Source organism: Asaccharospora irregularis DSM 2635 (assembly GCF_900129815.1).
In the GTDB taxonomy this organism is placed as follows: Bacteria; Bacillota; Clostridia; order Peptostreptococcales; family Peptostreptococcaceae; genus Asaccharospora; species Asaccharospora irregularis.
Genome location: NZ_FQWX01000022.1, coordinates 1 through 23,721, shown reverse-complemented (window position 1 = coordinate 23,721; position 23,721 = coordinate 1). Strand labels below are relative to the sequence as shown.

The 23,721-nt window shown below is 30.6% G+C and carries 24 protein-coding genes; 5 read left to right on the top strand and 19 right to left on the bottom strand.

The features are described 5' to 3' along the window. Positions 1-102: 102 nt before the first annotated feature. The 8 genes from BUB34_RS08975 to BUB34_RS08940 form a co-directional block, all read right to left on the bottom strand. Positions 103-324: a hypothetical protein gene (locus BUB34_RS08975; RefSeq protein ID WP_073126593.1), complete on the bottom strand. Its 222-nt coding sequence runs from the start codon at positions 322-324 to the stop codon at positions 103-105. Between the two features lie 203 nt (positions 325-527). After that, a complete protein-coding gene (locus BUB34_RS08970) occupies positions 528-2,537 on the bottom strand; it encodes a methyl-accepting chemotaxis protein (protein WP_073126591.1) in 2,010 nt (669 codons plus the stop codon). Between the two features lie 276 nt (positions 2,538-2,813). Then, the gene (locus BUB34_RS08965) at positions 2,814-3,170 is read right to left on the bottom strand and encodes a NifB/NifX family molybdenum-iron cluster-binding protein (RefSeq protein ID WP_073126590.1); all 357 of its coding nucleotides are present in this window, start codon (positions 3,168-3,170) and stop codon (positions 2,814-2,816) included. 50 nt (positions 3,171-3,220) lie between these two features. Further along, positions 3,221-4,069: an ATP-binding protein gene (locus BUB34_RS08960; RefSeq protein ID WP_073126588.1), complete on the bottom strand. Its 849-nt coding sequence runs from the start codon at positions 4,067-4,069 to the stop codon at positions 3,221-3,223. Next, the gene (locus BUB34_RS08955) at positions 4,060-4,890 is read right to left on the bottom strand and encodes a P-loop NTPase (RefSeq protein WP_073126586.1); all 831 of its coding nucleotides are present in this window, start codon (positions 4,888-4,890) and stop codon (positions 4,060-4,062) included. Before BUB34_RS08955 ends, BUB34_RS08960 begins: the two co-directional genes overlap by 10 nt. Positions 4,891-4,908: 18 nt before the next feature. Continuing rightward, positions 4,909-5,271: a NifB/NifX family molybdenum-iron cluster-binding protein gene (locus BUB34_RS08950; protein WP_073126622.1), complete on the bottom strand. Its 363-nt coding sequence runs from the start codon at positions 5,269-5,271 to the stop codon at positions 4,909-4,911. Positions 5,272-5,429: 158 nt separating this feature from the next. Then, positions 5,430-6,155 (bottom strand): permease, encoded by a 726-nt coding sequence (locus BUB34_RS08945; protein ID WP_073126585.1) that lies wholly within the window; start codon positions 6,153-6,155, stop codon positions 5,430-5,432. Further along, positions 6,152-6,634 carry a permease gene (locus BUB34_RS08940; RefSeq protein WP_073126583.1) on the bottom strand — a complete coding sequence of 161 codons (483 nt, stop codon included), beginning with the start codon at positions 6,632-6,634 and terminating at the stop codon, positions 6,152-6,154. The genes BUB34_RS08945 and BUB34_RS08940 overlap by 4 nt, the downstream gene beginning before the upstream one ends. 100 nt (positions 6,635-6,734) lie before the next feature. Here BUB34_RS08940 and BUB34_RS08935 point away from each other — a divergent pair, with 100 nt between their 5' ends. Next, on the top strand, positions 6,735-7,406 hold the full coding sequence (locus BUB34_RS08935) for a Crp/Fnr family transcriptional regulator (RefSeq protein ID WP_143153362.1): 672 nt from the start codon (positions 6,735-6,737) through the stop codon (positions 7,404-7,406). A gap of 66 nt (positions 7,407-7,472) precedes the next feature. Here BUB34_RS08935 and BUB34_RS08930 read toward each other — a convergent pair whose 3' ends face one another. Then, positions 7,473-7,799: a winged helix-turn-helix transcriptional regulator gene (locus tag BUB34_RS08930; protein ID WP_073126578.1), complete on the bottom strand. Its 327-nt coding sequence runs from the start codon at positions 7,797-7,799 to the stop codon at positions 7,473-7,475. 151 nt (positions 7,800-7,950) lie between these two features. On the opposite strand from BUB34_RS08930, the gene BUB34_RS08925 reads away from it, so the two are divergent. Then, positions 7,951-8,790 (top strand): radical SAM protein, encoded by an 840-nt coding sequence (locus tag BUB34_RS08925; protein WP_073126576.1) that lies wholly within the window; start codon positions 7,951-7,953, stop codon positions 8,788-8,790. Between the two features lie 82 nt (positions 8,791-8,872). Next, positions 8,873-9,487 carry a nitroreductase family protein gene (locus BUB34_RS08920; protein ID WP_073126574.1) on the top strand — a complete coding sequence of 205 codons (615 nt, stop codon included), beginning with the start codon at positions 8,873-8,875 and terminating at the stop codon, positions 9,485-9,487. Positions 9,488-9,609: 122 nt separating this feature from the next. On the opposite strand, the gene BUB34_RS13795 is transcribed toward BUB34_RS08920, so the two are convergent. The 9 genes from BUB34_RS13795 to BUB34_RS08880 all read right to left on the bottom strand — a co-directional run bounded on the left by BUB34_RS13795 (position 9,610) and on the right by BUB34_RS08880 (position 21,379). Next, complete coding sequence (locus tag BUB34_RS13795; protein WP_278276713.1) at positions 9,610-9,732, bottom strand: hypothetical protein; 123 nt, start codon at positions 9,730-9,732, stop codon at positions 9,610-9,612. Positions 9,733-9,789: 57 nt separating this feature from the next. Further along, on the bottom strand, positions 9,790-10,674 hold the full coding sequence (locus BUB34_RS08915) for a GGDEF domain-containing protein (protein ID WP_084120333.1): 885 nt from the start codon (positions 10,672-10,674) through the stop codon (positions 9,790-9,792). A 295-nt stretch (positions 10,675-10,969) separates the two neighbouring features. Then, positions 10,970-12,274 carry an MATE family efflux transporter gene (locus BUB34_RS08910; protein ID WP_073126573.1) on the bottom strand — a complete coding sequence of 435 codons (1,305 nt, stop codon included), beginning with the start codon at positions 12,272-12,274 and terminating at the stop codon, positions 10,970-10,972. Positions 12,275-12,528: 254 nt separating this feature from the next. Beyond that, a complete protein-coding gene (locus tag BUB34_RS08905; protein ID WP_073126571.1) occupies positions 12,529-14,472 on the bottom strand; it encodes a vWA domain-containing protein in 1,944 nt (647 codons plus the stop codon). An 11-nt stretch (positions 14,473-14,483) separates the two neighbouring features. Then, on the bottom strand, positions 14,484-15,719 hold the full coding sequence (locus tag BUB34_RS08900; RefSeq protein WP_073126569.1) for a hypothetical protein: 1,236 nt from the start codon (positions 15,717-15,719) through the stop codon (positions 14,484-14,486). Continuing rightward, positions 15,716-17,824 carry a hypothetical protein gene (locus tag BUB34_RS08895; RefSeq protein WP_073126566.1) on the bottom strand — a complete coding sequence of 703 codons (2,109 nt, stop codon included), beginning with the start codon at positions 17,822-17,824 and terminating at the stop codon, positions 15,716-15,718. Before BUB34_RS08895 ends, BUB34_RS08900 begins: the two co-directional genes overlap by 4 nt. Before the next feature lie 98 nt (positions 17,825-17,922). Beyond that, a complete protein-coding gene (locus BUB34_RS08890; protein ID WP_073126618.1) occupies positions 17,923-19,716 on the bottom strand; it encodes an oleate hydratase in 1,794 nt (597 codons plus the stop codon). 319 nt (positions 19,717-20,035) lie between these two features. Then, the gene (locus BUB34_RS08885) at positions 20,036-20,608 is read right to left on the bottom strand and encodes a TetR/AcrR family transcriptional regulator (RefSeq protein ID WP_073126565.1); all 573 of its coding nucleotides are present in this window, start codon (positions 20,606-20,608) and stop codon (positions 20,036-20,038) included. A gap of 126 nt (positions 20,609-20,734) precedes the next feature. Beyond that, on the bottom strand, positions 20,735-21,379 hold the full coding sequence (locus BUB34_RS08880) for a DUF1643 domain-containing protein (RefSeq protein ID WP_073126563.1): 645 nt from the start codon (positions 21,377-21,379) through the stop codon (positions 20,735-20,737). Between the two features lie 240 nt (positions 21,380-21,619). Between BUB34_RS08880 and BUB34_RS08875 the strand changes: the two genes are divergently transcribed. Continuing rightward, positions 21,620-22,540, top strand: a complete 921-nt coding sequence (locus BUB34_RS08875) for a carbon-nitrogen hydrolase family protein (RefSeq protein ID WP_084120331.1) — start codon at positions 21,620-21,622, stop codon at positions 22,538-22,540. Positions 22,541-22,689: 149 nt separating this feature from the next. On the opposite strand, the gene BUB34_RS08870 is transcribed toward BUB34_RS08875, so the two are convergent. After that, positions 22,690-23,286 carry a helix-turn-helix domain-containing protein gene (locus BUB34_RS08870; protein ID WP_073126560.1) on the bottom strand — a complete coding sequence of 199 codons (597 nt, stop codon included), beginning with the start codon at positions 23,284-23,286 and terminating at the stop codon, positions 22,690-22,692. A 215-nt stretch (positions 23,287-23,501) separates the two neighbouring features. Between BUB34_RS08870 and BUB34_RS08865 the strand changes: the two genes are divergently transcribed. Then, positions 23,502-23,721: transposase (locus BUB34_RS08865; protein WP_073126559.1), on the top strand; the 220-nt coding region annotated here is incomplete at its 3' end.

Here is a 23,721-nt window from a genome sequence, read left to right as displayed (position 1 = left end):
TTACTTACTTTATATACACTAACACATTTATATTCTACTATCAATATTTTTTATATAGTAAATACAATTAATTTTTATAACTCTAATAATTTTACTTTTATTTTATTTCTTAGGTTTTAATTTTGAAATAGCTATGGATAAAATCATTAATATACTACCCACTACACCTAAGGCTATATATAGCCATGTTGGAATGTATCTATCATAAGAGTGAACTCCAGTCATAGCTGTAGCAAGCAATATAAATCCAAAGGCACTCGATAAAACCATCCTTAATACTATTAGTTTTTCAAAAATATAATCTTTTTTATCTATATCTTTCATTATAACAACGCCCCCCCTTCAAATATAAAAAAATTTATTACTAATTCGTCTTATATAAAGAGTAACAATTTAAATATAAAAATGTGACATTTTTTCTTTATGTCACAATAAAATTAGCAAGAAAATAAAAAAACTTTCTATGCATTATAAAAAACACCGAGTTTTTTTACTTTCCCGGTGTTTTTATATCCATAATTATACTTTTAAATCTTAAAGTCAGATGCAATAACTTGAAGTGCATATGCTTGTTTTGATAACTCATCACTTGCAGCTGAACTTTCCTCTGCAGTCGCAGCATTTGTCTGTACTACAGAACTTATCTGTTCAATTCCATCTAAAGTCTGTTTTAGTGCTGTTGCCTGATCTACAGATGCCCCTGAAATTTCATCTATTAATCTTACTGTTTCTGAAACTCCCTCAATAACATTTTTAAGCATAGTTCCAGTTTTATCTGCTATATCAGTTCCATTTTCTACAGCCTTTATTGATTCTTCAATTAAATGAGTTGTTTCTTTTGCAGCGTCTGCTGATTTTGTTGCAAGGTTTCTTACCTCATCAGCTACCACGGCAAACCCTTTACCTGCTTCACCTGCTCTTGCAGCTTCAACAGCAGCATTTAATGCAAGAATATTTGTTTGGAAAGCTATATCTTCTATTACCTTTATAACTTTACTTATTTCTGATGATTTCTTATTGATTTCAGTAATTGCCATCATCATTTCCTTCATTTGCTCATTACTATTATCCGCAAGTTCTCCTACAGATTTAACCTGATCAGATGCATTTAAAGCATTTGATGCATTTGCTGATACTCTTCCTGATAAATCATTTATCGTAGCAGTAAGCTCTTCTGTTGTACCTGCTTGATTTAAAGACCCCTCAGCAAGTACTTGTGCAGCATTTGCTATCTCTTTTGATCCACTTGCAACACTTTCTGATGTCTCGACAATCTGACCAATAGTATCCTTAAATATATTTGAAAGTTGTAGTAAAGAGTCCTTGATTTTAGCAAATTCTCCATCATATGCCTGCTTTAATTCTATATTTAAATCACCAGTTGAGAATCTGTCTAATGACCCTGACACCTCATTGATATAATCAATATACTGATTTAATCTTAATACAAGTTTTTTCATAGATGCTGCAAGTCTTCCAATTTCATCATCACTATCTATATCTATTTCTGTATCTAAATTTCCATCAGCCAATTCTTCTGTAGCATAAGTAAGCTTTGAAAGTGGTGCAACTATACTTCTTGTAACAAATATAATCGCTGCTAAAAGCACTAATATTGATATCACATAAACAATTGTCATGTCACGTTGAGACTGCTTTGCTAAAGCCATGTAAGTGCCCTCATCGATACTTAAAAGTACTCTCCAACCTGCATCTCTTGTAATGTTGACAATTCCATAGCGAGTTTCTCCATTGTCATCATATTTAATAACTTTATTTGTTGGCTTTTCAAGTTCACCAAGCATTTTTTCATCAAAGCCTATTTCTTTTACATTTTTAAGAACTTGGTCACTTTTTTTACTTGCTAGAACTTGTCCAGTATTTGAAACAAGCATTGAATAACTTCCATCTCCGTAGCTAGTCTTTGTTGTTGCCACCATGTTACTGATATCATTAATAGCAACATCTACTGCAGCTACCCCTACTATATCCTTACCACTAGGATCATAAACTGGAGCAGAGAATGCAATTACCATATTACCTGTATCTACATCCTTAAATGGTTGAGAAATAATAAATCCTCTCTTTATATCTTCTTGTTTAGAGAACCAATAACTTCTCGTTTTTAAGTCAAATCCTGGATCACAGAACCAATCAGTACCGTTAAATCCAGCATCTGTTTTAGCTGAACACACATAGGCAGACGAGATTTCTTTGTCCTTGCCCATTATATAACCTAAATATTGGTGAGCATCTTCATAAGATGGATGCTGTTTACAATTGTCTCTTGAAGTTACATCAGATAAGGTTTTCCTTATTGATGGGTTACCTGCCATTTGAATTGCCATTGTTTTATATTTAGTAAAATATTCATCTATATTTGCTACTACATTTGATGTTGTTAATTCTGAAATACTTTCCTGATCAGTAACTACAGTCTTTACTGTGTTCCTTAAAGTAAGTATCCCTGAAGCTATCATCCCTAAAACAGCAATACCCCCTATCATAAGTAAAATTTTTGTTCGAATACTCTTCATAACACTCACCTTTCCCTTTAATATTAGGAAATTGTATTATTCCTAAATTCCTAAAAATTTTAATATTGAATCTTAAAAGCAAAAGGTTTTTTCTCCATATCAATAGTATCTTGCTGTATATAGGAAAAAAATCCTATCGCACATATACAATATATATACGACAGGAATACTATCTAACTTTAATGATTTTTAAAAAATTAACAATATTATTTCAAATTTTAGTATAAATGAATATTTTTAATGCTTTTTTTAGTTTTTTTTAGTTTTTTTACCTAACTACTCGTTACAGTGACCTTCGTGTTGATGTTCTGTACAAACACTTCCCGTTGATTTTAAATCACCATTTACATATTTTTTTACTATATCATCACAAGATCCTTCAGCACCAACTACTACCTTAATTCCATTTTCTTTGAATAATTGTTGTGCTGTTTCTCCCATTCCTCCTGCAATAATAACATTTACATCTAATTCCTTTAAAAATACTGGAAGATACCCTGGTCTATGTCCTGGATTTGGAGTCACACTTTTGTCTAATGAGCCACCATCTTTTCCTTCATATATTGTAAATGCCTCACAATGTCCAAAATGACCACTTACATATAGTCCTTCACTCGCAACTGCTATTTTCATTTTCAATTCCTCCTATATTTTATATAAATTTTTATTTTAACTTTTATAATTTAATGCATATATTTCTGCATATCATTCCACATATTCTCTATAGCCTTTTCTGCCATACTATCTTTATAAAATGTTATAGGCTTTAACTCATTTATAGATTTCATAACGACATCATCATATGGAATTTTTCCGACTAAATCTAAACCTTTTTCATCGCTAAATATTTCTATTTCTTTTGTTACATCTTCGTTTATATCGTATTTATTTATACATACCATTGTGAAAACACCAAAATGCTCACATAAATCTACTACTCTCTTTAAATCTCCAAGACCTGATTTAGTAGGCTCTGTAACAACCAATACTACATCTGACCCAGTTATTGAAGCTATCACAGAACAACCAATACCTGGTGAAGCATCTATTATAGTCAACTTCTCATCCTCATTAAATTTTCTAGCATTCTTTCTTAGATGAGTTATTAATTTTCCTGAGCCATCGCTACCTATTCCCATTTCAGCTCTTGATATTATTCCCTTATCTAACTCTGTAATAAAAGTGTTTGCCGTTTTTTCATCATCTAAATTTATTGCACCTTCTGGGCATACTAATTTACAAGCCCCGCAACCCTCACATGCAAATGAATCTATCTCAAAATTTTCTATAGCATTGAATTTACATACACTTTCACATTTACCACACTTAATACATAAATCTTTATTTATACTAGCTTTTTTACCACCTATAAATTCTCCGTTTTCAATATCTTCTCCATTATAAAAAAGAAATAAATTAGGTGCATCTACGTCACAGTCTACCCTCACCACATCTTTTGCGAGTTCAGATAAAGCTGTTGCTATAGTTGTTTTTCCTGTTCCACCTTTTCCACTTAAAACTACTAAATCCAAGACAGCACCTCCTTTACCCTTTCTGATATCTTATCGAAAACTTTCTTGTGTGATAAGTCATCATAAAGTATTTCTCCCTTAGAATAAAGTACAGCTGTCTCTTTATCATAAGGAATTGTACCTATTAATTCTATATTTTCTTTATCACAGTATTTTTTTACTATGTTGTCCTTACGATCATCTTTGTTTATTACTATACCAAAAGGGATATTGTACATTTTTACAAGTTCAACAGCCATTTTTAAATCATGAAGGCCAAATTCAGAAGGCTCTGTAACAAGTATAGCTCCATTAGCATATTTTAAAGAGTTTACTACATTACAAGAGGTCCCCGGCGGACAGTCTATTAAATTAACTCCTTGAGATAAACCACTTAACAATTCTCTGATAACTGGTACTGCCATAGGTTCACTTATATTTAAAATCCCTCTACTACAGTTTATATCTCTTAATTTACCTTTTTCTATTTTACCTGTCTGTCTTTTATTGTAAGTTATAGCATCGTATTTACATGATATTCCACATGCTCCACACCCATGACATAATTTTTCAAAAACCATAATATCATCTTTTACTTTTGCAAGAGCATTAAATTGACACGCTTGTACACAAGCTCCACATCCAGTGCATTTATCCAAATCTATAATAGGATATTCCACCATCACTGCTTCTTCTTTATTTACTTTAGGTTTTAAAAATAAAAATCCATTAGGTTCTTCTACGTCACAGTCTATATAATTTGCTCCTAACGCAAGGGCTAGATTAGTAGATACTGTTGTTTTTCCTGTACCACCTTTACCGCTAAGTATTGCTATATTCACTAACTATTCATCCCCAATCTAATTAGATCCATGATGTGCAGGACCAGACATTTTTATTTCTTCAAGTTCACCGCTTTTATACTTTTCTATAGCTTCACCTACAACTATACTTGAACACTTATATGCTTTAACTCCAGATTTTTCAATAATCTCAAAAGCATTAGGACCAAGATTTCCAGTTATAATAATATCTATATTTTCATCTACTAATTGATTAGATGCAGCAATACCTGCTCCACCGCTAGCTTTTTGTCCTGTATTTTCTAAAACTTTAATATCTCCACTCTCAGTGTCATGAATTTGGAAATATTCACATCTACCAAATCTCATATCAAGTAAATCCTCTATAGTTTTTCCTGCTGCTGAAACTGCTATTTTCATTTTTATCCCTCCATAATTAAAATCAATATTAGCATTTGCCAATTTCATATTACTCCTTTTTTGAGTTATTGTCAAATGCCAATTACAAAAATAGACTAAGTTTTTAAATCATATACATCGACTTAAAACTTAGTCTCTTAAATTTAATTCTAAAATTTTTACATATACTTAATAGCTTTAGCTGGACACTTATCTATAGCCAATTTCACCTTTTCACTTTCTTCAATCTCTAATATATCCTTATTTACTCTAGCCTTTTTATTTTCAATTACAAAATCCTCTGGATCTAATTTCATGCACATTCCACAACCAATGCAAAACTTATTATCTACAATCAAGGTAGCATTTTCTCTATCCTCTGTATTATCCTCTGGAATTTCATCTTTTCTTACTATCTTAGAAGTAATAATTGCCATAATTAAAATAGATATTGTAGTTAGTACCCACCTAATAATCATAAATTTCGGTCCAAGAAATTTAGCTTCATTGGCTAACATCGGAATCTTTATTACTGCCCAGGCACTTAAAATAATGACTATATTAGCTATACTTGCACCTTTTTTAATAAGCATTTTACATATAGGAAAAGCTGCATAAATAGGTCCTGCTGAAAAACTTCCTAATAAAAAAGAAAAAATAAATCCTTTTACTCCCGATTCTTCTCCAAGTGCATTTTCAATTGACTTTTTAGGAACCCAAGCTTCAATAAAAGAAGTCAATAAAAGTACCACCGGCATTATTGTAAGCATTTCTTTTACATAATACATACTATTGCTTAGTGACTGTATCCCCTTATCAGGCATAAAAATCAATAAAAATATATAGATAAAAACTACAACAGCCAGGAAGATATTGTCTTTTATTTTATTTATAATTATACTCATATTATTCCTCCCATTAAAAGCGCTATAATAATTGCAAATACAAAACTCAAAATATTTCTAGTCAATGCAAACTTAACTCCAAACTCTTTTTTCTCAAGTGGAAAAGTTACAAATCCTACCATTGTAAGAGTAGTTAAAAATGCAACTATTGGAACTATATTAGCCCCTGCCTTCACAATGGATCCAACCAATGGAAAAGCAACAAATGCCGGTATTAAAGTTATACTTCCTAAAATTGCTGAAACAAACGTCGATATGAGAATACTCGATCCACCTAAATATTGCTTAATCTTTTCTGGAGGTATAAATGTAAGTATTAATCCTATCAGAAAAAGTATTCCTATAATTTCCCCAATCATGCTTTTCATCAACCCACTTGACATTTTAATCGAGTCGAAAGTTTTATTCTTGTCTTTAGTAACAGATACAATAAATAGAATTATTGTAATTATCCAAAGGCCTATCGTAAAAATATCCATTGATTTTTCCTCCTCTAATATCTTTACTTTTATTATAACTTGCTTTACTATTTTAATTAGTTACCTTGGTTACTAATCTATAAAAAGGAGAAATATTTTTATGTTAGATTTTATTCACATACTTGAACATATAGATTTATTTAAGGAAGTTGACAAAGAAGATATACTTAAGTTATTTATAATAGACTCTTATAATATAAAAAACTACAGAAAAGGTGAGGTTATATATCTTCAAAATGAAATGTGTAGTACTTTCGATGTGGTTTTAAAAGGAACTATCTCTGTACAGGGAATTGATGATAAAGGAAATTACATATCTATAAATGATTTTACTACCGGCAATATGATAGGAGGAAACCTTCTTTTTTCTCATAAAAACTCCTACCCAATGATGGTTATATCAAAAACTAATTCAACTATCCTTCATCTAAAAAAGGACTTAATCTTAAAACTTTGTCAGAGTAATACTGCCTTCTTAATCAATTTTCTTCAATCTATATCAGATAATACATTAATTTTGACAGATAAGATAAAATCACTCTCATTTAAATCTCTTAGACAGTGTATAGCTGATTTTCTGATATATGAAAGCTATAATCAAGGAAGTAATACAATCAAATTAAAATTAACTAAAAAAGAATTAGCTGAGAAATTCGGCGTCCAAAGAACTTCCCTATCTCGTGAACTAAATAAAATGAGAAAAGATGGATTAATAGAGTATGATTCAAAAACTATTACAATAATCGATATTGACTCATTTAGAGTTGATTAACCTACCATAATCCTACCTAATAAGATATTAAATACATATTTTAAAATCCTATTAGGTAGGCAATTTTTAACTATCCATATTATCCTCACCCCAGTTATGCATCAACTTTAATATCGGAATTAAAGTCTTTCCCCTATCAGTAATTGAATATTCTACCTTTGGTGGAATCTGTTGGTATTCCTTTCTGTATACTAACTTATCGGCCTCCAATTCCTTCAATTGTTGAGATAACATTTTATGAGAGATTTTTGTTAAATACCTCTTTAGTTCTCCATATCTTTTGGTCCCCTCAGTATACAAATGCCAAAGTATTATGGACTTCCACTTACCACCTACAACCTTTTGTGTGTACTCAATAGGGCATTTATATTTTACTTCTTCTATATTTTCCAACTCAATTACACTCTCCTTTTGTATAGTATCTTACATAAAAGTGCATACTATAAAATTTAATTATATGATTGTATAATCAGTATATAAAATAAATAGAGTTACTGCAACTCTATAAAAATACAATCTTTATAAATGAAAAGAGGTTTTGTTCATGAAATATGATTCAAATATTTATAGACCGCCATCTGAAGCTTATACACTTTTATTACAAGTTACATCAGGTTGTTCTCATAACAAATGTACTTACTGCAATATGTATAAAGACGTTCAATTTAAAACAGAGACACTAGAACAGATTGAGAAAGATTTAATTGAAGCTAAATCATTTTATCAATATGGTGAGAGAATTTATTTGCTAAATGGAGACCCTTTCTGTTTAAGCGCAGATAAATTAAAGTCCATAGCAAAATTAATTAATAAGCATCTTCCAAATTGCAAGACAATTAGTATGTATTCATCTATTTCAAGCATAAAAAGTAAGACAATGGACGAACTTAAAGAATTAAGATCCTTAGGTATAAATGACCTATATATCGGTATCGAAACCGGAAATGATGAAGCTCTAAAAAATATTAAAAAGGGCAATACATCAGAGGAAGCTATAGAACAACTTAAGAGACTAAATGAAGCTGGAATAGATTTCATATCTATCATAATGTATGGTGTGGCTGGGCATGGTAAAGGTATAGAGAATGCAATAGATACTGCTAAACTACTAAACTCTGCAAACTCTAAGGTTATAGCACTTATGAACCTTACTCTAATACCGGGTACAGATTTATATGAAGAATCATTGAGAGGAGAATTCCTAGAGTCTTCTGAATTAGAAAAACTTATAGAGGTAAAAACATTAATTGAAAATCTCAATTTAAAAACCGAAACAGCATTCTCATCTATTCATATATCAAACATTGCTCCATTAAATGGTACTTTACCACGAGATAAGCAAAAATTTATAGATAGGCTAAATGCAGCTATAGAGCAATTTTAGAACACTCAATATGTACAGAATATTATCACTCTAATTATTAAATAATAAAGCTTTATAAACTATAAAAAGGAGAAATTATTAGATGGAATTATTAGAAGCAATAAAATCAAGAAGAAGTATTAGAAAATTTAAATCAGAACCAATACCAGAGGATTATATAAATGAATTATTAGAGGCTGGAAGAATCGCTCCATCTGGATCAAATCTTCAACCTACACGTTATGTAGTTATTAAATCTGAAAAAACAAAATCCAAATTAAGCGAATGTTCCCCACTTCCATTTGTAGCAAAGGCCCCAGCTGTTATAGCAGTCTGTGTAGATAATAGAGTTGTAAATACAGCAGAGGCAAGAACCAAAGAACTTAGGGAAGCAAATGCATTTATTGATACACCTCTACATGATGATAGCAATGCTAAATATTACAGTACAAAAAGACGTTCAATGGATGAAGGTGCCCTAAAGGCTTACTTGAACCTAAATGCCGCTATAGCTATTGACCATATAACTTTAAGAGCTGTGGATTTAGGTCTTGGAAGTTGCTGGGTTATGATGTTTGATAAAGAAAAGCTAAAAGAACTTCTAGATTTAGATGAAAGATATGATGCAGTTGCATTAATACCTATTGGGTATCCTGATCAATCTCCATCACAAAGACCAAGATTAAGTATGGATGATGTATTATTAAAAGAGATATAATTCAATAAAATAGACCTGTAATTCACTTAGATGGTAATTACAGGCCTTCAATTACTTTAATTAAATTATTTTTTAGTCATATATTTTTTCTATAATACTTATACGATTTGTAGCTATATTGACTATAGTGACTTTGATAAAATATTCTTAACTTCTACATCCTTTGATTTAATTACTGTAACCCTTTTTATTTCTTGCCATATTATATTTTCTTTATATTTATATGTTGATAAAAAACCTTCCAAACTAATTCCTTGTTTAGCCCATATACTAAAGAACATAATATATATAATTAATTATTACTACTCTACTCTATTTCTACCAAGATTCTTTGCCTTGTATAGGTGCTCATCCACTAACTTAATAACTCCATCCACAGTTTTGCATTCATTATCTTCACAGACTACATGTACACCAAAACTACAAGTTAAATTTATAGTTTCCCCACTTACTTCAAATTTCTTCTTTTCTATTCTATCTCTAATATTTTCCGCCAATCCCTTAGCAGTATCAAGGTCAGTTTCAGGTAGACAAATAAGAAACTCTTCTCCCCCGAATCTAGCAACCCAATCTACATCCTTGCGAGTAAATCTTTCTAGCTCTTTTGCAAACTCCTTAAGAACTAAATCCCCTGTTGAATGACCATATGTGTCATTAATTTTTTTAAAAAAATCTATATCCGCGAAAATAACTGACAAAGGTTCACCTTTTAATGATGCATCTAAAAGCTCCGCTGGCAACCTCTCATCTATATATCTTCTATTATATAGTCCTGTCAGTGAATCTTTTATAGCTACCTGATTCATGTACTCAATCATAGTTAGAGTTTTTGAATCACAGTCGCTATTTCCTTCTCCAAAAACCATATTTTTCGAAGTATTTTTAATCAATTCTATAACCAAACAATTTCCCTGAAATTCTATAGGAACTGCTGTAATCATAAAAATATTGCCTTCTTTATACTCCATTTTAAAAAACGTATCGTTTTCTTTATATGCCCTTATAGAAATACAGTTATTGCACAATTGATTTCTATTCCAGTAGTTATAACAGACCATATCTGACTTTATAAATTTATCTTCACTTACCTCAACGACCCTTTTTTCAAGGGGATCTACAATACGCATCACATCATACATTTTTTCAAAAATCTTTAGTTTATCTAGTAGAGCCTCATATTTTTGCAACCCATTAAACCTCCTATTTTTTTTACAGTTAATTATAGGTATTACTATAAATTATATTTATATTACATCAACCTTATATATTTTCAAATAATCCTAGTGTTCAATTATAACTGAAATATTTATCCCATTTATATCCTATTATAAAACAATACAACTATTATAATATAATCAATACTTTTTATAAAGAATTGTATAGTTATATTATTTTAACCTAAGTCAATGCAATATATCAAGTTTTAACAGATTACCTAAATACTCCTAAAGCAAATACGCATTATAAAAAATAATTACTTTTCTAATAAGTTTTTCGTCTTAGCGTCAGATATATCGCTAAAATTGTTACAATAAGCTCAGTGACTACAAAGGCTGACCAAACACCTATCATATCAAAAAACTTACTCAATAAAAGAACCAAAGGAATGATAACTATAAATCCACGAGCAATTGTAATCAAAAATGCAGATTTAGCATTTTCTGTTGCACTCAAAAACATAGATATTACTATATTTACTCCAACAAAGAAAAAACCTAAAAAATATATTTTAAAACCTATATCTGCAATTTCTCTAATAGCTATATTATTTTCACTATTAAATATAGCTATTATTTGATTGGAATGTAGTGAAATCGCTAAATACATAATTGTTGCTATTAAAGTAGATGTTATCAAGGCGTATCTACATACTTTCCCTGATATTTCATAATCTCCAAGTCCATGGTATTTACTAGTAAGTGGCTGTATCCCTTGTGCTAAACCAGTAAATATTGCTATCCCTACAAGTGCCAAGTTTGCAACAATACCATAAGCCGCAACTCCTACATTGCCTTCAAGTTCTAAAATAACCAAATTAAAAGTTATCAAAACAACAGCAGATGAAATTTCTATGACAAGTGCCGATAGTCCTAAGCTACATATATCTGGTATTAAATTCCATTCGAGTTTGTACTTTAAAAGTTTAAATACATCCTTCTTGTCACTAAAGTGAAATAATAGTATCGATATGCTAATTATTGGGGCAATGCTGGTCGCAAACGCTGCTCCAAACATTCCCATTTTAAAAGGAAATATAAATACGTAGTCTAAGATAATATTTAAAAAACTCCCCAATAACATTGCTATCATAGAAAGATTAGGGTTATTATCGTTTCTAACAAAAGCAATCATAATGTTGTTTAAAATAAAAAATGGAGCAAAAATCAGTATCGTAGCTAAATATGTTTTTGTAAGACCTAATGTAGATAGGTCTGCTCCTAGGGCTAATGCTAGATATTTTGATCCAAATATACCTATTATAGAAAATATTATACCTACGATAACTCCAAATTTTATAGAAGTAGAGAATACTGCATTGGCTTTTTTATCCATTTTCTGTGACTTTAATATACTAAATCTACTAGCCCCTCCAATACCAATCATCATACCAATCCCATGAATCACACTATAGATTGAAATAGATAGATTTAAAGCTGTAATCCCTGTAGCTCCTAGTGATTTTGCAATAAAGTAAGTATCAGCTAGAATATAACAAGAAATACCAATCATTCCCAATATATTTAAACTAACATATTTCGTAAAATCTCTTAATAAAGGCTTGTCCATATTATACATCTCCTTTCCAATTAAAAACTCTCCTAACTAAATATTAAAAGTACTTAAAAAATATCCGAGATATTTCGATTCCTTCACACTAAAAAAGATGTTCTAAAAATATTCCTTCTAAGACCTAATGGAATATTTCAGAACACCTTAAAAGCTTTACCCGGTGGCAAAACATTGGTTTTTATATATTAAAATCCTATTAATTGTACAATTATTTTCTCTAAATGTCAATTATCAGGCATTTTTACTATAGTTTACTTATTAAAAATAGACTGGATATTCTTTCCTACTGCTCTTAACAATTCTTTTGGTAATTTCTCTACTTTTTCTCCGATTATAACCCCATGTGGATGTTTATACCCTTCATTCCAAACAAAGTTAAAGTTTTTTTCATTTGCTTTGCTATTTTTTCCTATTTGAAATGCATATACCTGTACATTCTTAGATAACAATTCTTGTAAAACTTCTCTTGTTGATCCAGGAAAACTAGATGCACCGTCTGTTACCTCAAAAATTATCTTTATTTGTTTACCTTTCTTAAGTTCACTCTCCTGCATAGGAGTAATTTTCTTACATATCTCTCTAAGACAGCCTGCATCATCAGTTGAACCATCTGTGGCATCCAATTTTACAATTGATCGAATTATATCGGCCTTTTCTTTTTCCTTCACACTTCTCTCATTAAATTCTTTGACATTATAGTACTGACTTCCAAAAAACCAGGTTTCACTCAAAACTTCTACCTTTTGATTTAATTGTTCTGCATTACTTTTTAAATATTGATTGAAATCATCTATTGACAGCAAAGTCACTGCTAATGCCTTTCTTGCTGCCTCAATTTTTGAGTCATTCATTGAGCCTGAATTGTCTATTACAAAAGAAACTTCTATTCTCTCAGGTAAAACACCCATCCTAGGCTCTAATAGATATCTATTGAAAATAGGAAGATCTTTATAGTTCCCTTTTTCCTCGGCCTCTAAAAAGTCTGGATAAAAATCAATAAAACTATTTATATCTAATTTACCTTTTATTTGACCATCCTTTTTTACACTTACTTCTTTTTTTGCATCTCCTATTAACTTTTTCCAAAATTGACGCATTTGATTTCTTTCAGACTTCATTTTATTTGCATAAAATTGAAATAATTCCTGGTTAGCCTGACTTATTTCATAAGATTTTAAATCTGTATTATAGTTTATAACGTTTTTTGCGTTTGTACTTATCTGATCTTGCTGATCTAGCATTTCCTCTAGAATTTTTTGCTCATCTTCTTGAGTGGATTCTAGTTGATCTACTATTTCATCTACATCAAACTGTTCAAAGGGATCTTTACTTGCTTTAATCGTTTCTTTTTGCTGACCCTCTGACTTATAAAATATCATATCGTCAATTTCCTCTTTCCATAATTCCTCAAAAATCGGAAATACAAAACAACGAATAAACAAATCTCTCTCAACAATTCCATCTCCATTATTTATTTGACTGATTAATTGACTATGAACAAAGTCAAAAAGAAATTCACCCATAACTTTTCTATCAAAGGGATTTTTAGAACACTCATTTATTATAGGTTTAGTTTTGTATAATTCAATAATTAAAAAACTATTAGAAAAACCTCTATGTTTAGGCAGTTGAGAAACTGACTCAATTGACTTACCTATCTGTTTCATATAAGAACTAATTTTTTCAAAATTGTCTTCATCCCTATATATAGGGCACATCTGCAAAACCCTAAGAAAAGATGAGAATTTATCAAATACATATAATAAATCAAGTACCTCTTTTTTTACATAATTAAAAATAGCCTTTGGCTTATATGCGGGGTCTTTTTCCATCCCCTCGCTTTTTACCCTAGACAATATATAACTTGTCATGTGATCAATCTCTTTTTGCCAGTCCATTTTTCTGTTCAAATACTTTTTAGTCTGTTTTCTCCAATCAGAGTACAGGGCTAACTCATAGTAAATATGCCACATAATCTGATTACTATCTAAGTCTCTATCCAAAAAACTTTCCAAAGGTAAATACAAAATTCCCTTAGATGGATCCAGTACAAACCTCTCCAGTTTTGAATCAGGAATATACATCAAACTAGAATCTCCAGTAAATGTAGCCAATGAACGTTGTTCCCTTTGTAAAAATTCTTCGCAATATGCCTTAGATTCCTCAATTAAAGTTTGCTCATTCAAGTCAAACATACTAATTCCTCCTAATGATACAGTGGTAAATCCCACAAGTCTTTTGGTGTATCAATTCGCTCAATTTCCAATAAATTTAGTTTACCTTCTATATCCATGAGTAAGTATCTTGAAATATCTAATTTAAAGACATTTGTAAAATAAACCTCTTTAAGTGTGGCCTCCTCATTTAAATACCAATTTCCAAAATTCTCTTCAAATAAGTAGACTCTTCCGTCTTCACTTAAAACTACAGCTGTACCTTTTTTAGATTGAATATCAAATAAATTTCCTTCTAAACTATCTAGTCCCTCTTTTATAATTTTTGAACCTTCATTTAGAGAGTATATGTTGATTAGTCCGTTATCTCCTGTGACCATCAGAGAATTCCTATTGCCATTTTCATCATCTAAACATTTAATCTCTCTTATCTCACCATCTAGAAAGTCATCTCTTTCATCTATAATAAATTTATTGTTATGATATTTAATAAAATATAATTGTCCTATTTTTGTTCCAACGACAAAACAATCATCATGTATCTTTTCAAATACGGTCCAATCTGGAATACTCAAATATATATCTTTATGAAAAACTATATGATAGCTATCACTTTCTTTTGTTATTTCAGATAAAATTAAAGTATCATCATCACCTTCAACTACAAATAAACCATACCTGATTTCTAGACACCTTCCAAATCCACTAAAATTATTGCCTTCATTATATTTTTGTATTATTTTAACTTTAATCTCTTCATTGATATCGGGCATTTTATCAAAGTTATCACTTGAAAGTATATAGCATCCACCCATAACACCTAAAAGTAAAATTTCCTTATCATTTAATCTATATATAAATGAAATTATCTCATTTATTTCTTTAATATGAGGGCTCCACTCTACTTCACAATAAGATGAAGGACTATCAATAGTATCTATATAAAAAAATCTGACTTTACTGTCTGCACCGCTTATAATAAAAAGATTTTCATTAATTCTCAGTATACTTTGCGAAAAACTATCAAAATCGTAAGCCCCAAGTTGTTTTATAGTATTTATTTTAATTGAAGTTTTCTTTATCCCATTTATGCATACTCTATAGTAGGGAATTAATTTAGTTAGCAGCTTTTCTTCTAATTGTATAAGCTTCTCTAAATCCTCCTCAAAATTATCATCTAAAATTCCATTTTCTTGACATTCATCTAGCTTTCTTCTCAGCCTTTTTACCTGACTCTTGAAATACTCTTCATCCAAATTTATCTTCATTTTTCTCCACCATTATCTTTTAAGTATTCAACTAAATGCTTTGAATGTTCTAAATGAGATAATTTTTGGTCTAATTCTTGGTACCTCTTTGCATCAATACGTTTTAAATTGTCATCATAATTCTCAAATATTTCTATTAACCCCTTTGGTAAAGTTTTTCTAGAGACTCCCTTTCCAAATATAAGGTGGATTGCATCTAGATAACTCAATGTTTCTATTGATGATCTAACATAATAATATGGACGGGTACGAATTTCTTCATATGTTGTAGTAGGCTCTCCTACTCCCTTTGTTTCAACTCTCCAACCTTCACTTTCAGCAAAAAATCCAAAACGAACTGCTTGTGAAAGAATATAATTCTGATCATCAGGATAAGTAATTGAACTAATAAAACTATCCCACAAGGCTTTACTTAAATCCTTTTCTTCTCCTTGGTTCCAGTTATCTAAAACATGTAAAATATTACGTATTGACAATACAGATTCCCTTAACTCTAGATTGTCCATCCCATCTTTTTGTGTTTCATTATCTCTTAATCTCCCCATAAAAACATCCTGAGTAACCCTACATAATTGAGAAAATCTAAATAACTCTTCTAGAGTCCTTTGTGGATTAGGTAAATGAATATTTCCATTTTTGTCGGCAAGTCGTATCATTATTACTCTGAAAAGTTCATTTTTTTCTGGGAACTCTTGATCTTCTAATGATCCAGTTATCCCTTGAGGCACATAATTGTACTCAATCGTCATAAAACGTGATTTAAATGCTGGGTTCAATTCATTAGTTCCTTCATAGTTGACCATTTGAGTCGATAAGTTTCCTGTACCGATAAAACCAAATCCCGGTCTAATTAAAACAGGACCAACCCCTGTAATATAAGCTGTATTTCCCGCATGACGTTGTAATATATCATTTAGCGCGATTAAATTTTGCATTGCAATAGTATTTAACTCGTCCACAATCACAGGTCTACCTTCTTTTACTGCAATCAAAATTTCTCTTTCTATTTTCTTAATTTCAGTACCAAAAGCACTGTTACTCGCTACCAACAAATCAGAAAAACTTTTCCATACTTGAATCTTAAGCTGTAACTGTTCTTCATCAGTCATTTTATTTAATTTTTCCCTATGTTCATCCATCCACTCATAAAAATCTTCAATTATCATATTAAGATAATCAACAAAGGATCCTTTGGAAAAACTGTGTTTTAGAGACAATGTTTTCTCTATAAACATATCTTCATAAGTTAAATTATGCGAACCAGATATAAATAATGGTTGCAAAGATTCTATTTCCTCCCTGTTTCCATTAGTCAAAATGTTTTTATAATAAAGCCTTCTTTCATTGTTAAACTCTCTAAATTTTTCAATAGCATCTTTTTCTGTGGCATTTAAATTATCAGAAAACCAATCCTCCATCTTATATTCTAATTCGCTTTGTATTTTATTTTGGATAGTAAAATCTAGTGCTGCTTCAGTTGCCAATTGTGTTTTCCCACTTCCTAAATGCCCAACAATATATACAGGTACCCCTAGGTTCAAAGAATCCAATACTTTTTGTTTTGCATTAGCAACATAAGGAACAGTTATCAGGCGTTGTTTACTTTGAGTTTCTATATCATCTAACAATTGACGTTTATAATAAAACTGCCACGCCTCTGGAGAACTCTCTAGTAGTGTTTGCAATCTTTTTTCTAATTTTTTGATACAGTCAACACGATATCTTGTGGCAGAGTTACTGCCATGGTGTCCATAGTTATTGGTTTCTCTACTAACTCTCCTTTCCCAAAAAAGAAAGAATTTTTCGTACTCAATTAAATTTTCTATTTCCTCTATTTCTTTACCCCTAGTTTCTATTTCCTCTTCTACATAAACCTTATACTTTTCATAATAAACATTGTCTTTTTCAGGAATTAGTGGAGTTTTTTCATCTATATGTTCAAATTTTCTAAAAGTATTAAAAAATGATACTTGCCCATTTATTTTTTTATTATTATCACATTCATATAATTTTAGTGCTTGGTTTCTCAAATCATCTTTATACCATGTTTGCATTTCCTCTATCGTAGGAATATACTCTCCTTTAAGATCTTTTTCCTCTCTCACATAAGCTTCCTCCCTTGTTTAATATTTTAAATAAAAGTAAATTAAAATCCCGATTTTTTAATTCGGGATTTTAATTACTTAGTTGTACCTAAATTTTATTAAAGAACTCCATGTTCTTTTAGTAATATTTCAATGTCTGTACCTGCTATTTGTTTTAAAATCTTACGTTTAGCTAATGGTGATAAACTAAGTTTTGGTTTTTCTCCATCTAGTAAACATTTACCTGCATTTAGTAAATAACGAATATCATATCTAGAAGCATATACTTCAGGAACTCCCTTTTCAACTCCAGTTAAAACATATACCGCCTCCATAGCTGTACGTCCTGAATATTCAATAGTAAATACAGTATCACGACCTGGGTCATCTAATGTTTCAGCAAATTGTCCAAGGAAAGCAAAGTTTACTGCATTCTTTGGTACAACATATGGACGATCTCCAAATTCACGAACCATAAATTGAGATGTTATAAATGGCATCATAACAGGAACAGCAGTACATGATTGTGATAATTCTTCTATTTCATCTATAGGAACACCTATATGATATAACCATTCTTTTGTGATTTCCTTACCAGTACAATCTCTCATAGGCTTTTTAATGTAATCTCCTGGAACATCAGAGAATAAACCGTATACCCAAACAACAACATCTTTCTCAGGTTGACCATAGTATTGTTCTTGGCGGTTTATAGTCCAACTCATAAGCCACGAAGAATCAAGAGCCGTAATTATACCACCCGTTACTGTTTTCCCGCCATATGGTGAACGCTTTGTAATTTTTTCAATGTATTTAGGAACACGTTCATCATGACAAGTTACAGTACAAGATTCCCAGTTAGATTTTTCTGGATCTGTACAGAATTTATCTGGTCTTCCAAACTCATCTGATTGAGCTGCTATATTTCTCCATAATTTCCAACATCCCTGTGCTTCTTTATTAAAAGGAGCAGGTGTATTATCATCACCATATCCAGAACCTTCAGTCATAGAACCATTAGTGATAAATACTAAATCGTTTTCTGTTAAATCAATAGAAAGATTTTTTCCGTTTTTATCTGTAGCAACTATTTTCTTTGCAACCTTCTTATCATCTGAGATTGAGAACTCAACATTATCAACAGTGACTCCATATTCAAATTTGGCACCGTTATCTTCTAAATATTTAACCATTGGTTTTACAAAAGAAGTATATTGATCATGTCTTGAGAATTGTAGAGCTGAAAGATCTGGCAGACCTCCAACATGGTGGATAAAACGATTCATATATAATTTCATCTCTAAAGCACTATGCCAGTTCTCAAATGCAAACATTGTTCTCCAATATGTCCAAAAGTCAGTGTTTAAAAGTTCTTCAGAAAAAACATCTTCAATAGATTTATTTTGAAGTTCATCATCTGACATATTGACAAATGAAGCTAATTCCATCGCTAAATCTTGACCTAAATTAAATTTTCCATTGTCGTAACGCTCACCTTGATTTTGAGTAATACGGCAATTACTAAAGTTTGGATCATCATAGTTTGTATAATAAAAATGATCTAATACTGTCATATTAGGATCTTCTGTAGATGGAAGTGAACTAAATAAACTCCATAACACTTCAAAATGGTGTCCCATTTCACGTCCACCACGTGCTACATAACCTAAGTTTTGACGAACCTCACCATCTAAAGATCCTCCAGGAATTTCTAACTGTTCTAAAAAGGTAATCTTGCTACCATCCATATGAGCATCACGAATTAGGAAACAACCAGCAGCCAAAGCACCAATCCCAGTACCAATTAAGTATGCCTGTTTATCCTCAATTCCTTTAGGCTTTCTTGCATTAACTAAAGAGTGATAGCTACCATTTGTAAGTGTAAGTCTATCATCATGTGTCTTTAATTTCATTTTATCCCCTTCTTTCTCAATTTTTATTAACCTCTTAGAGATTAACTTCATATTTAGGAACTCTTCCTTTTATACTTCTAATAACATCCCCATTAATATAATAAATAATACTCAGTCCTTTAAATCTTTGAATACTTATTATCTATAAGGTTTGTTGTAAATCTATAATATAATTTTTGTATATCCTTTTCATTAAACAAATAAACTACAGTGTCTGAGTTTTAAACACTGTAGTTTATTTGTCTAATTTCTAGGCAGTATAGTTAAAATGCCTAAAAATAAAATATTTTCTTGTTAATTTTCAATATATTCAATACATTCAATATATACTATTTAAATTAGCACTTCGCTTAAGTGATAACTCAATATTTCCATCAAATAATTGCCCTATTCTCCTTATAATAGTATCCGGATCCTCTTTCATACCAGAAGCGACCCAACGCAATACCATTTCAGTAAGAGCACACTGATAAAAAGATGTAATTAATTTTCTATCCTCCAAAGAAGCAGGTATGCCTTCCCCTACTTTTTCAAGATACCTACTCATAACATTTCCTGATACATTATATACATAGTTTACTAATTCTTCTCTCTGCATAGAATTATATACATGATAAATAGCTGTTTTATTTTCTAGGGCAAATTTAGTCGCTACAATAAAACTCTCCTCCCATGACAACGTGTCATTATATTCATCAATAACTATTTGAAGTTCTGATTGAAATATCTCTGCCAAAAGTGCATATATATCTGTGTAATAATAATAAAAAGTATTTCTGTTTATTTCACATGCTGTAGCAATATCCTTAACTGTAATTTTATTAAGTGGATGCTTATTTAGCAACTTTATAAATACCTCTCGAATCATTTTTCTAGTATATTGTTGTGCCAAACTGCCACCTCCTAAATTTATTTATGTAAATCTTATATTACTTTATATTAATTAAATTAACTGTTATATTATCTATATAATATTTATTTTTTCTAAGTTTTAATTTGAATATAATTTATATCCTTATTAAAATGAACTTTCAAGCCCTAATAAATCAATGTATTGTTCATATATATTTCTCTTATACTCTTCCTGTTTTTCTTTTATATGTGGTAATGGATGGTAATAGTGAGGTGGTTTTTTCGCCTGTATTCCAATATAAGTTATGTTTTTTTCCTTTATAAAGCTTAACCATTTATTTTTTTCATTTTTTAAATTTTTATAATCTTCACATCCCCAACCAACTAATATATATGGTATTTCAGAGTACTTATCCTTATATCTATTGTAATCTATAAATAATAATTCTTTATCTACAGCAGAATCTTTTAGTAGCTTTTTAGCTTCAGACATATTGGAGTTTCTAATTGTAAACGTGTTAAATATCATAAACTTTCCCTCTAATTTATCATCATACGCATTTTTTAATATTTCTCCTATTTGTTTCATAGTAGCATCGGGTTTTAATTCACCCTCACCTTCATATTCTCTTTCCCCCGCATACCTCTGTAACTTTTCCTCTTCACTTTTATCTTTAAAAGAGGACGCTCCTGGATTGCAAAGTACGCAAGCCCCTATAATATCTTCTGATTCCCCGAATTGCATATAAGTATCAGTCATATAAATAAAATCGCCCTTTTTTACAAATTTCCCATAAACTTTAAAATCCATTCTAATCCCCCTTTTTATATAACTACTTTACACACTTATGTCCTATCCTTTGTACTTTTATTATATCAAAAAGGGAGTGTACATTTTGTATATACTCTTAAATCAGACTTATTTATTTTTCATAGTATATTAGGAATAAACCCGAAAAGTACTTGAATAGAGTATTATTAACAATTAATTGATACTACCATAATACTGTAATATAATTAAACTACAAAACTAATGAAGGGATGTAAAAATATGGAAAAAAAATTAAAGATTTCTGTTATTCAAGATTCTCCAGTTATATTTAATCTTGAAAAAACTATGGACAAGACTATAGAACTTACAAGGAAAGCAGCTTCAAATGGGTCAAAGCTAGTTGTTTTTCCCGAAAGTTTTATACCATGCTATCCAAGGGGACTTACCTTCGGTATGACAATAGGAAGTAGAACTCCAGAAGGTAGAAAAGACTACCAAAGATATCATGATAACTCAGTAGCTGTACCTGGTCCAGAAGTCGATAGATTAGCAGAACTTACTAAGGAATTAGGTATTTATTTATCAATAGGGGTTACAGAAAAAAACGGATTTGATGTTGATGGATCATTACATTGTTGCAATTTATTTTTTGGACCTGAAGGGTATTTAGGAAGACACAGAAAATTGAAACCAACTGCTGCTGAAAGAGTTATATGGGGTGAAGATGATGGATCTACAATTACTGTGGTAGATACTCCTTATGGAAAGATGGGCTCATTGATTTGTTGGGAAAATTATATGCCTCTTGCAAGAATGGCAATGTATATGAAGGGTGTAAAACTATATATAGTACCTACAGCTGACCAAAGAGAAGTCTATCAGTCTACATTAAAGCATATCGCCTTTGAGGGAAGATGTTTTGTGATAATGAGTAATCAATATGTTGAAAAGTCAATGTATCCAACTGATTTAGAGTATTATAATGATCTTGAAGGTCAACCCGAAGTCATGTGCACAGGAGGTAGCTGTATAATCAATCCTTACGGGGAATATGTAGTAGGCCCATTATTTGATAAGGCTGGCATCTTAACTGCTGAAATTGACTTAAATCAAATTGTACAATCAAAATTTGACTGGGATCCTGTTGGTCACTATAACCGACCTGAAATTTTTAGATTTGAAGTAAATGAAAGTAAATAGGTATATAAACAAATACATTTGATATAAAATTAGACGACTAAGATCCTAAATATATTCGGATTTTAGTCGCCGTTTTATCTCTATTGTAAACCTTTTCTATTTTAAGTTTGCATATCTTTATTTACAGGTATCTAGTGTTATCCTAAATTTTAAAATATATCAGAAGATATTTTCAACCCATGCTTAATACAATATAGATACAATTTTCCACCATGCCCCCTGTTTAAAGGAATACGAAAACAAGGACTTTGCTCAGGATACAGCCGATTTAATAGAACCTTATCATTTTTCATATATGCTACAAAAGATATATAGTGCTCTTTTTCCATCATATGATTAAAGGTAATATAGTAATCAGCGTCCATCTCTACTTCCGTAATATCAAACTCTTCTGGAGTTATTGCCGGAGTTAAGTATTCTAGTTTTCGACCACAACAGAAAATTGATGCACTACCCGTTGAGAGTAGTATATTTCCGCAATCAGAGCAGACATAGAAATGAATTTTATTAATATTCCCACTATCTATCTTATTTGATGTAATTTCGCCTTCCATCATTTGAACTATATCCACTCCTAGTATTGAAGAAAGGTCAGACCAATATGATAGATCTGGGCAACCCATCCCACACTCCCATTTTGAAACAGTTTTATTTAATACCCCAAGTTTATTTGCTAAATCCTTCTGTGTCATTTTCTTTTCTTTTCGTAAGCTTGCTATTAACTTACCTATTTTAATACAATCCACAATTCCTGTCCATCCTTTCTTAGTATAGTATCATATTCATAAATATTTAGAAATTATATGAACCAATCGAACTGGTAACTGTTTTAAATCAGATATATCAATAAAATGTTCTTGACCGTATATATTACAAATAGTTTCTGATGTTAGTATAAGTATATAGACACAATTAATCGAACTAATTATAATATAGGTAGATTAGAAAGGACGTGTCTAAAATGGCAAGATATACAGATGAATTTAGAAATACAATTATAGAATTATATAAATCAGGAAAATCATTAGCAGTATTAAATAGCGAGTATGGCATACCAAAATCAACAATATCAACATGGATAAAAGATAATTCTCCAGTGTCTTCAAACTCAGAAGATGAAATGACATTGAAGGAATTAAGAGCTCTTAAAAGAGAGTTATCTCAAATTAAGGAAGAGAACG